The 12,076-nt window shown below is 75.6% G+C and carries 14 protein-coding genes; 7 read left to right on the top strand and 7 right to left on the bottom strand.

The window, feature by feature from the left end; all coding sequences use genetic code 11:
* The first annotated feature begins 55 nt into the window (after positions 1–55).
* Positions 56–466, top strand: a complete 411-nt coding sequence (locus tag ACQ452_RS11115) for a PaaI family thioesterase (RefSeq protein WP_433392880.1) — start codon at positions 56–58, stop codon at positions 464–466.
* A 99-nt stretch (positions 467–565) separates the two neighbouring features.
* Here ACQ452_RS11115 and ACQ452_RS11110 read toward each other — a convergent pair whose 3' ends face one another.
* From ACQ452_RS11110 to ACQ452_RS11100, 3 genes are all read right to left on the bottom strand, one after another.
* The gene (locus ACQ452_RS11110; protein ID WP_433392878.1) at positions 566–1,888 is read right to left on the bottom strand and encodes a hemolysin family protein; all 1,323 of its coding nucleotides are present in this window, start codon (positions 1,886–1,888) and stop codon (positions 566–568) included.
* Positions 1,889–2,020: 132 nt separating this feature from the next.
* The gene (locus tag ACQ452_RS11105) at positions 2,021–2,665 is read right to left on the bottom strand and encodes a hypothetical protein (RefSeq protein WP_433392876.1); all 645 of its coding nucleotides are present in this window, start codon (positions 2,663–2,665) and stop codon (positions 2,021–2,023) included.
* 75 nt (positions 2,666–2,740) lie between these two features.
* Positions 2,741–3,223 carry a GNAT family N-acetyltransferase gene (locus ACQ452_RS11100; RefSeq protein WP_433392874.1) on the bottom strand — a complete coding sequence of 161 codons (483 nt, stop codon included), beginning with the start codon at positions 3,221–3,223 and terminating at the stop codon, positions 2,741–2,743.
* Between the two features lie 98 nt (positions 3,224–3,321).
* Here ACQ452_RS11100 and ACQ452_RS11095 point away from each other — a divergent pair, with 98 nt between their 5' ends.
* The 3 genes from ACQ452_RS11095 to ACQ452_RS11085 are packed head-to-tail and all read left to right on the top strand — an operon-like array spanning position 3,322 to position 6,250.
* Positions 3,322–3,591 (top strand): hypothetical protein, encoded by a 270-nt coding sequence (locus tag ACQ452_RS11095; protein WP_433392873.1) that lies wholly within the window; start codon positions 3,322–3,324, stop codon positions 3,589–3,591.
* A 53-nt stretch (positions 3,592–3,644) separates the two neighbouring features.
* Positions 3,645–4,106 carry a hypothetical protein gene (locus tag ACQ452_RS11090; RefSeq protein ID WP_433392871.1) on the top strand — a complete coding sequence of 154 codons (462 nt, stop codon included), beginning with the start codon at positions 3,645–3,647 and terminating at the stop codon, positions 4,104–4,106.
* Positions 4,103–6,250 (top strand): M48 family metalloprotease, encoded by a 2,148-nt coding sequence (locus tag ACQ452_RS11085; RefSeq protein WP_433392869.1) that lies wholly within the window; start codon positions 4,103–4,105, stop codon positions 6,248–6,250. The genes ACQ452_RS11090 and ACQ452_RS11085 overlap by 4 nt, the downstream gene beginning before the upstream one ends.
* On the opposite strand, the gene ACQ452_RS11080 is transcribed toward ACQ452_RS11085, so the two are convergent.
* Entirely contained in the window at positions 6,220–6,696 is a 477-nt protein-coding gene (locus ACQ452_RS11080) for a cyclic nucleotide-binding domain-containing protein (protein WP_433392867.1), read from the bottom strand. The genes ACQ452_RS11085 and ACQ452_RS11080 overlap by 31 nt on opposite strands.
* A gap of 249 nt (positions 6,697–6,945) precedes the next feature.
* Here ACQ452_RS11080 and ACQ452_RS11075 point away from each other — a divergent pair, with 249 nt between their 5' ends.
* Both ACQ452_RS11075 and ACQ452_RS11070 read left to right on the top strand, forming a co-directional pair.
* Positions 6,946–7,842: a universal stress protein gene (locus ACQ452_RS11075; protein WP_433392865.1), complete on the top strand. Its 897-nt coding sequence runs from the start codon at positions 6,946–6,948 to the stop codon at positions 7,840–7,842.
* Between the two features lie 129 nt (positions 7,843–7,971).
* Complete coding sequence (locus ACQ452_RS11070; protein ID WP_433392863.1) at positions 7,972–8,847, top strand: universal stress protein; 876 nt, start codon at positions 7,972–7,974, stop codon at positions 8,845–8,847.
* 47 nt (positions 8,848–8,894) lie between these two features.
* Here ACQ452_RS11070 and ACQ452_RS11065 read toward each other — a convergent pair whose 3' ends face one another.
* Both ACQ452_RS11065 and ACQ452_RS11060 read right to left on the bottom strand, forming a co-directional pair.
* Positions 8,895–9,518: an FMN reductase gene (locus ACQ452_RS11065; RefSeq protein WP_433392861.1), complete on the bottom strand. Its 624-nt coding sequence runs from the start codon at positions 9,516–9,518 to the stop codon at positions 8,895–8,897.
* On the bottom strand, positions 9,515–10,657 hold the full coding sequence (locus ACQ452_RS11060; protein WP_433392859.1) for an LLM class flavin-dependent oxidoreductase: 1,143 nt from the start codon (positions 10,655–10,657) through the stop codon (positions 9,515–9,517). Before ACQ452_RS11060 ends, ACQ452_RS11065 begins: the two co-directional genes overlap by 4 nt.
* 173 nt (positions 10,658–10,830) lie before the next feature.
* On the opposite strand from ACQ452_RS11060, the gene ACQ452_RS11055 reads away from it, so the two are divergent.
* Entirely contained in the window at positions 10,831–11,376 is a 546-nt protein-coding gene (locus ACQ452_RS11055; RefSeq protein WP_433392857.1) for a GNAT family N-acetyltransferase, read from the top strand.
* On the opposite strand, the gene ACQ452_RS11050 is transcribed toward ACQ452_RS11055, so the two are convergent.
* Positions 11,336–11,971 (bottom strand): DNA-3-methyladenine glycosylase, encoded by a 636-nt coding sequence (locus ACQ452_RS11050; RefSeq protein WP_433392855.1) that lies wholly within the window; start codon positions 11,969–11,971, stop codon positions 11,336–11,338. The genes ACQ452_RS11055 and ACQ452_RS11050 overlap by 41 nt on opposite strands.
* Positions 11,972–12,076: the final 105 nt, after the last annotated feature.

Genomic DNA, 12,076 nt, shown 5'->3' with positions numbered 1-12,076 from the left:
GGGGCAGGACCATACCGGGTTTGCCGGGTCGGCCGCGGCGTAGGCTGACGCGGCCATGATCGGGAAGGGGAACGCCGTGGAGATGCCGGATCTGACGGGTGGCCTGGTCGCCCTGCTGGGCCTCAGTCTCGACGAGGTCGGTGCGGACCGGGTGGTTGTCCGCTGGTCGGTCCGCCCCGAGCTGCACCAACCGTTCGGAATCCAGCACGGCGGCGTGTACTGCTCGGTGGTCGAGACGGCGGCCAGCATCGGTGGCTCGCTCTGGCTGGCCGGGCGGGGCCGCGTCGTGGGGGTGTCGAACCAGACCGACTTCCTGCGCGCGGTCCGCGACGGCGAGCTGACCGCGGTGGGCAGCCCCGTGCACCGGGGACGCAGCCAGCAGCTCTGGCAGGTGGAGATCACCGACGCCGACGACCGGCTCGTGGCGCGCGGCCAGGTCCGGCTGCAGAACCTCTACCCGGCCTGACCGCCGCCGCCCGCAGCAACCCGGCCCCGGCGACGTCCCGCGCGGACGTCGCCGGACCCACCCGGTCGACCACCACGGCCGACCCGGCGGGGACGCGGCTCAGCCCCGGGCCTCGTCCAGCACGACCTCGGCCTCGGCGTCGGGAAGCGGCGCGGCCTGTCGGCGCAGCCGGACGCCCGCGATGGCCCGGTGGTCGATGCGGGTCACCTCCAGCTCCCAGCCGTCCACCACGACGCTCTCCCCCGCCTCGGTGGGGATGTGGCCGAGACAGGCGAGCACGAGGCCCGCGATGGTGGTGTAGTCGCCACCCGGGCGACCGGGCAGCTCGACACCGATGTCGGCCAGGTCGTGCACGGGGAAGGTGCCGGGCAGCAGCATCGCGCCGTCCGCCTCGGTGCGTACGGAGTGCACGTCCCGGTCGGTCTCGTCGTAGATCTCCCCGACGACCTCCTCGAGGATGTCCTCCAGGGTGACGATGCCGTCGACGGCGCCGCGCTCGTCGACGACCAGGGCGATGTGCTGGCGTTCGGCCTTGAACTGCCGCAGCGCGTCCACCACCGACAGGGAGTCCGGCAGCAGCATCGGCGGGCGGGCGCACTCGTCGACCGGCCGGTCGTCGGGCACCCCGACCAGGTCCCGCAGGTGGATCACGCCGGCCGTGTCGTCGAGGCCGCCGTGCCGGACCACCGGCGCCCGGGAGTGGCCGGTGGCGGCCAGCAGCAGCCGCGCGGCCTCCGCCGTGGTGCCGCTGTCGAGCGTGAAGACCTGCAACCGGGGTACGAGCACCGCCCGCAGTTGCCGGTCGGCGATCTCCACGGCGCCGGCGATGATGGTCCGCTGCTCCTTGGTGAAGCCGTGGTTGCCGGAGACGATGTCCCGCAGCTCGTCGGGGCCGATCTCGTCGGGCTCGTGCTTCGGGTCGAGCCCGACCAGGCGTACCACCAGATCGCTGGTGGCGCCGAGGGCCCAGACGGCCGGCCGGGTCACGGAGGCCAGCAGGTCGAGCGGCCGGGCCACCAGCAGCGCCCACCGCTCGGCGGCCTGCATGGCGATGCGCTTCGGCGCCAACTCCCCGAAGACCAGGGTGACGAACGTCAACGCGAGGGTGACCAGCACGATAGCGACGGTGTCGGCGGCGCCGCCGAACGCGCCGAGCAGCGGTACGAGGGGCTTGGCCAGGGACACCGCCGCCGCGGCCGAGGCCAGGAAGCCGGCGAGGGTGATGCCGATCTGGATGGTGGCCAGAAAGCGGTTCGGGTCCCTGGCGAGGCGGGCCAGCACCCGACCGGCGCGGCTGGTGCGTTCCAGCCGCTGGATCTGGCTGTCGCGCAGCGAGACCAACGCCATCTCGCTGCCGGCGAAGACCGCGTTGACGACGACCAGGACGCCCACCAGTGCCAGTTGGGTCCAGATGCTCTGCACGCCTGGCTCTCCTCACGCGGGACCGGTGCCCGCCGGTAGGACGGGCACCGCCGGCCGTAGGTCAACGGCCGGCGTAGGCCAGTCTGTGCCCACCGGGCCGGGTCGTGAATCCTCATCCGGTTCCCGGTGTGCTCAGGCGCGCCCCGCGGCCGACGCGGCGGGCAGGTCGAGGACGTACGAGCGGCCCTCGGGACGGAAGCCGAGCCGGTGGTAGTACGGGGCGAGCATGCCGGGCGGGGTGACGACCCGGCGGAAACCCCGGTCGGTGAAGAGGCTGCTGCGCCGGTAGACGAACTCGCCCGGGGTGAAGTCGCGGAACCGGCGGGTGACGTAGTCGAGGTCGATCTGCGCCACGCCGTCCGCCTCGGCGTGCGACAGCACCACGCCGACCACCTCGTCGGCCCGCACGACCAGGAACGCCGTGCGGGCGGCCGAGCTGTCGGGGGGCCAGCGGAAGCCGGGGTTGAACCGGGCGATGTCGGCGGCGTGCACGCTCAGCGTATGGGCCAGGAACTGGTCGCCGACCCCGACCTCGACGACCTGGTAGGTGGCGTCGTCGTGGCGGGTGGCGAGCATGGCCCGCAGGTACCAGACGTTGATCACGGCGAGCACGATGTTCAGCCCGACCATGGGCCAGACCTGCACCGCCCCGTTGTAACCGATCAGGATCAGACAACCGATCAGGTTCAGGGCACGCAGCCGGAGGATGCGCGTCTGCAGCAGCGACCAGACCAGCAGCGCGGAGCCGGTCCAGCCGATCAGTTCCAGCCAGTTCACCCCGCGAGAGTAGTGGTGACGTGGCCGCCCCGCCCCGGCGGGCGACCTGGCCGGGCGCCCGGACGCCGTGGGCGGTCAGTCGGCGGCGAGCTCGAGCACCCACTCCTGCACCTCGACGCCCCGGCCGTCGGCGTACGCCCGGTCCTCGCCGGTGACGACGAAGCCACACTTGCGTAGCACCGCGAGCGAGGCCCGGTTGTCCTTGGCGGCGCGGGCGTGCACGGGTCGCTGGGGCAGCTCGCCCAGCAGCGCCGCGAGCGCCGCCGTGGCATGCCCCCGGCCCCAGCGCCGCGGGTCGATCCAGTAACTGACCTCGGTCTGCTCGCCGACGGGAAAGGCGAGCACGTGCCCGACGACCTCGTCGGCGGCGAGCACCGTGCGGGCGACGATCCGCTCGTCGGCACGCACCCGGCGCCAGTGCGCCTCGAACCGCTCCCGGTCGGCCGGGTCCGCCGGCCCGAAGGCGGCCATCCAGTTGGCCTGCGCGTCCTGGGTGTGGGTGAAGAAGACGGGCAGGTCTTCGTCGCGTACGGGACGCAGGCTCAGCTCGGCGGTCACGGCCCCGAGGATAGGGCCGCCCACCGACAGCCCGCGGGGCGCGGGTGGCAGGTCGCCGGTCTCGTGCCGGGACGGCCCGCGCGGCGGACAATGGCCGGATGAGACGAGTGCTGGGCAACACGCGCAGCGGCGGGGCGCGCGCCACGGGAGCGCGGGCGACAGGCGCGGCAGCCACGGGAGCGCGGGCGGTGGGTTCGGCGGCGCTCGGGGCGCTGGCGGTGGGGGCGCTGGCCGGCGGGGCCGCCGCCGTTGGGGTGCTGGCGATCGGGCGGCTCGCGATCCGCCGGGCCGTCATCCGGGAGCTGCGCATCGGCAGGCTGGAGGTCGACGAGCTGGTGGTGCGCGACCGGTCGGCCGACGACGGATAGCGGACAGCGTCCACTGTGGCGTGCGCTCGCCCCGGCCCGCTACGAATAGGGGCATGACCCAGCGGACCGCGGCCCTGGCGCGTACAGTGGTGGCGCGCGTCGCCCCCGACGAGTTACCCGCCTTCGACCTGCTCTCCGCGCCGTACCTGACCGGCGTGGACACCTCCGTCGAGGGCGATCGGCTCCAGTTCGGCGTCCTGGAGGCCGTGGCCACGGTGACGCCGGTGGTCACCCTGGTCTGCGCGACCGTGACCGGCGCCCTGCTGCGCGGCGCCGAGGGTGAGCTGGAACAACTCGGCGGCCGGGCCACCCGGGGGTTGTTCGGGGCGTTGCGCCGCCGCCCGGCACCCGCCCCGCCGGCGAGTGCGGCCTGGACCCGCGAGCAGCTCGCGGCGGTACGCGAGGTCGCCGTCGCGCGGGCCGCCGCGCTGGGCGTCGAACCGGTCCTGGCCGGGGCGATCGCCGACGCCGTGGTGGGAGCCCTGCTGCTGGAGGAGCCGGAGGCCGGCCGGTGACGTCGCCGCGGGCGGCGCCCCCCGGCCGCCCCGCCGACACCGGCTTCCTGCTGCTGCCGCTCGCCGCGCTGGTGTTCAGCACGGCGGTGCTGCTGGGGGTGGTGTTCGGTCTGACGGTGCTGGCCCGCCCGGGCTGCGGGCTGGGCGACGTCCTCGGCTACCCGTGCAGCGAGATGCTCGTCCGGATGTCCAACTTCTTCAACCTGATCGCGGTGCCCGGGACGTACCTGTTCCTGTGGCAGTCCCGGCTGCACCGGCGGCAGACCCGGCCGCTGGACCGGGCGACCTTCCCCGCCGCCGCCACCGTTGTCGACGAGGTGCTCGCCTCGGTGCGGCTGCCCCGCGAGGTCGCCGTGGTGCTCGGGCCGCGACTGGGCCGGCGGGCGTTCACCGGGGGCACGGGTCGCAGGCCGTACGTGGCGCTCGGCCCCGAGCTGCTGATGCTGCCGACCAAGGGCGCGGCCGGCCGGGACGTCTTCGAGGCGGTGCTACGCCACGAGCTGGCCCACGTGCAGAACCACGACCTGCTGCGTCTGCAGTTCGCCACCGCGCTGCGCATCAGCACCCGCACGGCCGCGCTGCTCACCGCTGCGCTGCTGCTCGCCCTGCTGAACTGGTCGGCGGATCCGCCGGCGGCCGGCGCCGCGGTCGGTATCGTGCTCCGCGCCGGGCTGCTCGCGCTCGCCGCCGAGCTGGTGACCCGGGCCTTCCTCCGGGCCCGCGAGCACGAGGCGGACCTGCGGGCCGCCGGCGGCGGCCCGGCCGGGATCCGGGCCGCGCTGCACGGCGGCGTGTCCCGCCGGGCCGGCCCGGCGGAACGGCTGCTGGCCCGGCATCCGAGCGCCGCGGCCCGACTGGCCGGTCTCGACGACGGCGGCGCCGTGCTGGCCTTCCCGGTCGGTCAGGTGCTGGCCGGCGGCGTCTTCACCGCGGTCGCGCTCAGCAACGCCCAGCTCCTCGTCGGCCTGCTGCACCAGGACGGCGTGCTGGCGCCGCTCGCCGAGCACGACGTGCCGTGGGTCGAGCTGGGCGTGCTGGCGATGCCCGCCGTCGCGTCGGCGGTGTTCCTGGTACGCGGGCTCTGGCGCGACGTGCGGGGCCGGCTGGTCTCGGGCCGCCGCCCCCGTCCCGCCCTGGTCGGGGTGGTGTTCGCCCTCGGCCTGCTGGTCGGGCTGCCGCTCGCCCCCTATCCCGCGCTGCTCTACGGGGTCTTCCCACCCGGCCCGCCGCTGTCGACCGTCCCGGTGGCGCTCGGCGCGGGCCTGGTGGCGCTCTGCTGCTGGCTCGCGGCCCTGGCCCCCGGCGGGCCGGACACCGGCGAGGACACCGGCGAGGACACCGGCGGCCCCGCGCGGCCCGCCGCCGGGCGAGGGCCCGGAGGTGGGCCGCTGGCGTCCGCCCTGACGGTCACCGTCGGCCTGCTCCTGCTGTGCTGGCTCTTCGCCGGCTGGGCCGAGGCCAGGGCCGCCCGGTGCGCGGTCGTCGACTGCGCCGCCCTGGACAACCCGCGGGTGCTCCTCGTCCTGCTGGGCCAGCCCTGGGCGGCGGCCACGGTGGCGCTGGCCGGCGGCACCCTGCTGGCGGCCGGGCTGCGCCGCCCCCGCCGCCGGGCCGACCTGCGCCGGGCGGCACTGGTGGCCGGAGGTGGCGTCCTGGTCACGCTGCTGCTGCCGCGGCTGCCGATCGCCGGGGCGGTGACGGTGGACTGGTCGCCGCTGCACCCGGAGCTGGTCGGCGGGACGTTGGTGGTCACCCTCCAGGCCGCGCTGCTGGTGGCCGTGGCAACGGTCGCCGTGGTGTCCCGTTCGCTCGCCGGCCCGTTCGCCGCGGGTGGCGCGCTGCTGGTGGTCGTGGTCGGCCTGGCCGCCCGGCTGGTCGAGATCACCGGCTGGTCGACGGGGGCACGCGCCGAGGAGGTGCGCTGGGCCGCCCGGCTCTTCCTCGGGCAGGCGTACCCGCTGGCCCTGCTGGCCGGCGCGGCCGGCCTCGCGGTGCGGCTGCTCCTCGCCCGGGTGCGTACGCCCGGACGGTCGACGGCGGGCGCGGGCCCGGCGGCGGGCGGCGGGTCGGACCGGGCGGTCCCCGCCGGGCACGACGGGGCGGGTCGGGCCGGTCAGTCGGCGGGCGGGGCGTCCGCCGGGTAGCCGTAGAGGTCCAGCAGCCGGCCCCGGGCCGCGTGCAGGCGGTCCACCACGACGCCCATGAAGCGGGTGGTGAGCTGCCGGCCGAGCGCGTCGTCGGACTCCATCAGCCGGCGCACCCCGTCGGCGGTGAACTCCACCGCCGTGCTGCGCTGCGCGGCGACCGCCCCGAACTGCCAGCGGTACGGCGGGAAGAGCCACGACCAGCCCAACGTCGCGCCCGCGCCGATCGTCTCGATCTCCACGTCGCCCCGGCCGGGCACCGTGAGGTCCAGCGCCACCAGCCCGGAGCGGACCAGCCAGAAGCGCTCGGCCGGCTGGTCGGCCCGGAACAGCCGGTGCCCGGGATGCCAGACCACCGGCCGGGCGTGACCGGCCAGCCGGGGCAGCCACGGTTCCGGCAGCCCGACGAGGAACGGATGTGCGCGCAGCACGTCGAGAGTGGTCATGCGGTGCCCCTTTCGTCGGCCGAGCCGGCGGCGCCCGGGTGCCTTCGACGGTCCCCTGCCCATCCCAGCGCGTGACGGGCACGGGCGGCAGGGCCGTTGGTCCCGGCCCGGGAACCGTCCGGGCGGGTGGGCGGCGCCACTCGCGGCGTCGGCCCGGTACGCGGGACCAAGGTCCCGCAGGTGGGGGCGATCTGCTCTGGCCGGTAACGTGCGGACCGAGCAGGCTGAAGGCGTACGAAGGAGGAGTCAGTGACCATCAACACCGGTGCCCCCGTCATGGTGGGGGTGGACGGCTCGGCCGCCGCGCTGGACGCGGTCCGGGTGGCGGCGCGCGAGGCCGCACGGCGGCAGCGCCCGCTACGGGTCGTGCACGCCTTCATCTGGCCGCTGACCCGCGCGCCGCTGGGCGCCGCGGAGGGCGCACCGGCGGGCGCCGGCCTGCGCAACCAGGCCGAGCGGTTCGTCGCCGAGGCGATCGCCGAGGCGACCCGGGTCGCACCGGACGTGCCCGTGAGCGGTGTGGTGATCGACGGCGCGGCCACCCCGGTCATGCTCGACGCGTCCCGTGACGCCGCCCTGCTGGTGCTCGGCCATCGCGGCCTGGGCGGTTTCGCCGGGCTGCTGCTGGGCTCGGTCACCGTGCAGGTCTCCGCCAACGCGCAGGTCCCCGTCCTCGTGGTGCGCGGCGAGCAGCGCGCGGAGGGACCGGTCGTGGTGGGCGTCGACGGCTCCGAGTGCTCCCAGGAGGCGGTCGCGTTCGCCTTCGACGAGGCGAGCCGCCGGGGTGCCCCGCTCGTCGCGGTGCAGGCCTGGCTCTATCCCACGCCGGTCGGTCCGGGTGACATCCTGCCCCTGGCGTACGACCTGGACGCCCTCGCGGCCGATGAGGAGCGCGCACTCGCCGAGTCCCTCGCCGGTTTCGTCGAGCGCTACCCCGACGTGCCGGTACGGCACCGGCTGGTCCGTGGCTCCCCGGGCGGGGTGCTGGTCGAGGAGTCGAAGAAGGCCCAGGTGGTGGTCGTGGGCGCGCGCGGCCGGGGCGCGCTGGGCGGGCTGCTGCTCGGCTCGGTCAGCCACGCGGTGCTGCACCACGCGCACTGCCCGCTGGTGATCGTGCGGACCCCGAAGCGGGCCGCGGGCGCCTGACCCGGTCACCGCACCGCGGCGCCGTCGCGCCCGCCCGCTCCCCCGGGCCGGCGCGACGGCGTACCGGTAAATGCCGGTGGGTCGGCGGTACCGAGTCGACAATGACCTGATCGACCTCTGGGAGGGCTGATGAACCGACCCGTGGTGGTGGGTGTGGACGGATCGACGGCGAGCCTGGTGGCGGCGGAGCACGCCGCGCGGGCCGCCGTGCTGCGGTCGCGTCCGCTGCACCTGGTGCACGGCTACCTGCACCCGCTCGGCTACGGCGTGCCGATCAACCCGTACGACGTGGGGTTGCCGGCGCCGAGCGAGGAGGCGCAGAAGATGCTCGAACGCACGGCCGCCGACCTGGTCGGGCGCTGCCCGGGGCTGGCCGTCGAGGTCCGCCAGGTGGCCGGCGGGCCAGGTGCGACGATGGTCGAGGAGTCCCGGCGCGCCGAGCTGGTGGTGGTGGGCAGCCGGGGACTGGGCGGCTTCGCCGGGTTGCTGCTCGGCTCGGTCGGCACCCAGGTGGCCGCGCACGCGCACTGCCCGGTGCTGGTGGTGCGCCCCGTCGAGGAGCCCATCCCGGTCGCCGGGCCGGTGCTGGTCGGGCTGGACGGTTCGGAGCCCGCCGCGCTGGCGGTCGGCTGTGCCGCCGACGAGGCGGCCCGCCGCGGCGACGGGCTGGTGCTGGTGCACGTCCAGCCACCCGACGGCGGCCGTCGGGGGGCGGACGAGGTGACCGAGACCCAGGTCGCCGCGGACGCGGAGGCCGCCGAGCTGCTGGCGGTCGCCGCGGCCACGGTCCGCGAGCGCCACCCGGGGCTGGCCGTCGAGGGGCGGGTGCTGCGGGCGGCGAAGGCGGAGCAGGCCCTCGTGGAGGCCAGCCGGAACGCGGCGCTGATCGTGGTCGGCTCCCGGGGCCGGGGCGGGTTCGCCGGGTTGCTGCTCGGCTCGGTCAGTCAGGCCCTCGTGCAGCACGCGCACTGCCCGGTGCTGGTCGCCCACCCGGTCGGGCGCTGAGGCGCCCGGTCCCGCCGGCCCCGGGTGGGGGCCGGCGGGACCGGCGTTCAGCGGTCCCGGCCGCCGAGCAGCTCGTCGAAGCTGGTGGTGAGGGCGAACGGGTCGGCGGGGCCGGTGGACGGCGTGCGCCGGTGGATCTGGTCGGCCAGCTCGCCGCCGGCGCGGGTGACCCGCGCGCCCAGCGCGCCGTCGACGGTGCCGCCGGACCAGTCCTCGGCGGCGGCGAAGACCGCTGTGGGTACCACGACCGCCCGCAGGTAGGAGAACATCGGGCGGACGGCGTGCTCCAACGCCAGCGAGTGCCGGGCCGTTCCCCCGGTGGCCGCGGCCAGCACCGGCCGGTCCGCCAGCGCGCCGGGCTCGACCAGGTCGAAGAACGACTTGAACAGCCCGTTGTACGAGGCGTGGAAGATCGGCGTGACGGCGACCAGCCCGTCCGCGCCGGTGACCGTGTCGAGCACCTCCCGCAGCGCCGGCGACGGGAAGCCGGTCAGCAGGTGGTTGACGATGTCGTGGGCGTGCTCGCGCAGCTCGACCGGGCGAATGTCGACGTCGTCGCCGTGCCGGGCCAGCGCGTCGCGGGTGGCCGTGGCGAGTTGGTCGGCGAGCAGCCGGGTCGACGAGGGCTGCCCCAGCCCGGCCGAGACCACGGCGAGGGTACGGCGGGTCATCGGGCCGTCTCCGTCCCGGCGCGGTCGGCCGCGTCGCCGCGGCCGGCGGCGCCCCGGCTCGCGGTGTCGCCGGCGGCGGCGAGCAGGGCGGCGTGGGTGGGCGCGGCGGGCACGTGCGCCGGGCGCAGCGACTCGAACTCCTTGCGCAGCACGGGTACGACCTCCTCGCCGAGCAGGTCGAGCTGCTCCAGCACGGTCTTGAGCGGCAGGCCGGCGTGGTCCATGAGGAAGAGCTGGCGCTGGTAGTCGCCGACGTAGTCGCGGAAGCCGAGCGTGCGGTCGATGACCTGCTGCGGGCTGCCCACGGTCAGCGGGGTCTGCGCGGTGAACTCCTCCAGCGACGGGCCGTGGCCGTAGACGGGGGCGTTGTCGAAGTATGGCCGGAACTCCCGGACCGCGTCCTGCGAGTTGCGCCGCATGAACACCTGCCCGCCGAGGCCCACGATGGCCTGGTCGGCGGAGCCGTGACCGTAGTGCGCGAAGCGCTGCCGGTAGAGGGCGATCATCCGCTCGGTGTGCTCCTTGGGCCAGAAGATGTGGTTGGCGAAGAAGCCGTCGCCGTAGTAGGCGGCCTGCTCGGCGATCTCGGGGCTGCGGATCGAGCCGTGCCAGACGAACGGCGGCACGCCGTCGAGCGGACGCGGCGCCGACGTGAACGACTGCAGCGGGGTGCGGAAGCGGCCCTTCCAGTCGACGACGTCCTCGCGCCAGAGCCGGCGCAGCAGGTCGTAGTTCTCGATGGCAAGCGGGATGCCGTTGCGGATGTCCTGGCCGAACCACGGGTAGACCGGCCCGGTGTTGCCGCGGCCCATCATCAGGTCGACCCGGCCGTCGGCGAGGTGCTGGAGCATCGCGTAGTCCTCGGCGATCTTCACCGGGTCGTTGGTGGTGATCAGCGTCGTGGAGGTGGAGAGCAGCAGCCGCTCGGTGCGGGCCGCGATCCAGCCCAGCATGGTGGTCGGCGACGACGGCACGAACGGCGGGTTGTGGTGCTCACCGGTGGCGAAGACGTCCAGGCCGACCTCCTCGGCCTTGAGCGCGATGGCGACCATGGCCTTGATCCGCTCGTGCTCGGTCGGCGCGCGGCCGGTGGTCGGGTCGACCGTGACGTCGCCGACGGTGAAGACTCCGAACTGCATGACCGGCTCCTCGCGTTGTTCTCCGCCGGGGCCGCTGCGGCTCCCGGACGCCCGGCACAACATATTTGACGAGTCAACTATTCCGCCGTCCGGGGCGTCCCCGGGGGCCCGCCCCACCTCCCACCGGTCGCCACCGGTTGAGGCCGCCGGGGCTCCGGTGAATAATCTCCACCATGATCATCCGCGACCGCCGCCCGGCGGATCTCGGTCGTTGTGTCGAGGCGCTCGCCGTCGTGCACGATGCCGACGGTTACCCGCTGAACTGGCCGGCCGACCCGCCCGGCTGGCTGCGTCCCGCCGGGCAGTGGCACGCCTGGATCGCCGAGGACCCCGCCGGAACGCTCGCCGGCCACCTGGCCGTCGACCGGGTCGCCTCCGCCCCCTCCGCGCCGCCGACCAACCGGCCGACCGCCGAGGTCAGCCGGCTCTTCGTCGTGCCCGCGTACCGCCGGCGGGCTGTCGGCCGGCGACTGTTGGCGCGGGTGCGCACGTGGGCCGCGACCCGGGGACTGGACCTGATCCTGGAGGTCGTCGACGACGGCAGGCCCGGTGCCGTCGCCACGTACGAGGCCACCGGCTGGCAACTCACCCACCTCAGCCACGCGGACTGGAGGGGCCCCGGCGGCGAGCCGGTCCGGCTGCGCCACTACCGGCTTCCGCCGCCGGACGACAGCGGCGTCACGACCGCCGACGGGGGACGTGCCGGCGGTAGGCGCTGACCGTCGGGTCGCCCGCGATCCAGAAGCGCCACGGCACGTCGTGCGCGCCGGTCACGCCCACGCGGGGCCCGGCGGCGACCTGCTGGTCGTACACCGGCACATCGGCCGGGCGCAGCCGGAGCGGGCCCTCGCCGAGCAGGTGACGACCGTAGGCGTCGCGGTCGACGCCGAGCGCCGCGCAGAGCCGGGCGGGCCCGCGGGCGAGGTCGACGTCCCGGCGTACGGCGGGACGCCGCGCCCGGGCCACGTCGACGCCCTCGACGACCTCGCCGGCGCGCAGCAGCACCGCCGCGGCCTCCCCGTCGGGGCCCGTCACCACGTTCATGCACCAGTGCATGCCATAGGTGAAGTAGACGTAGGCGTGCCCCGCCGGCCCGAACATCACGGCGTTGCGCGGGGTACGGCCCCGGTGCGCGTGCGACGCGGGGTCCCCGGCCGTGCCGGCGTACGCCTCGACCTCGGTGATCCGGACGGTGACGTCGCCGGCGGTGAGCCGGCAGCCGAGCAGACCCCGGGCCGCCGGCACCACCGGGCCGGCGAGCAGGTCGGCCAGCCCCGCGAGGTCGGCGGGACGGCCCTCGGAGTACGCCACCACGGCGACGACCCTATCCGCCCGCGCGGCGGGCCGCCGGTCGGCGTCGGCACGACACGGCCCCACCTTTCAACGATTCGTTGACAACGGAGCGTTGAAGCGTTGGAA

It is taken from the genome of Micromonospora sp. KLBMP9576 (genome assembly GCF_050941805.1).
Classification (GTDB): Bacteria; Actinomycetota; Actinomycetes; order Mycobacteriales; family Micromonosporaceae; genus Micromonospora.
Note: the sequence above shows the minus strand (reverse complement) of the source record. Positions and strands in the feature narration are given on the sequence as shown.

Excerpts from the sequence above, each read along its gene's own strand:
- ACQ452_RS11115 (WP_433392880.1), top strand. The coding sequence starts at position 56 with ATGATCGGGAAGGGGAACGCCGTGGAGATGCCGGATCTGACGGGTGGC.
- ACQ452_RS11095 (WP_433392873.1), top strand. The coding sequence starts at position 3,322 with ATGAGACGAGTGCTGGGCAACACGCGCAGCGGCGGGGCGCGCGCCACG.
- ACQ452_RS11090 (WP_433392871.1), top strand. The coding sequence starts at position 3,645 with ATGACCCAGCGGACCGCGGCCCTGGCGCGTACAGTGGTGGCGCGCGTC.
- ACQ452_RS11080 (WP_433392867.1), bottom strand. The coding sequence starts at position 6,696 with ATGACCACTCTCGACGTGCTGCGCGCACATCCGTTCCTCGTCGGGCTG.
- ACQ452_RS11070 (WP_433392863.1), top strand. The coding sequence starts at position 7,972 with ATGAACCGACCCGTGGTGGTGGGTGTGGACGGATCGACGGCGAGCCTG.
- ACQ452_RS11065 (WP_433392861.1), bottom strand. The coding sequence starts at position 9,518 with ATGACCCGCCGTACCCTCGCCGTGGTCTCGGCCGGGCTGGGGCAGCCC.
- ACQ452_RS11060 (WP_433392859.1), bottom strand. The coding sequence starts at position 10,657 with ATGCAGTTCGGAGTCTTCACCGTCGGCGACGTCACGGTCGACCCGACC.
- ACQ452_RS11055 (WP_433392857.1), top strand. The coding sequence starts at position 10,831 with ATGATCATCCGCGACCGCCGCCCGGCGGATCTCGGTCGTTGTGTCGAG.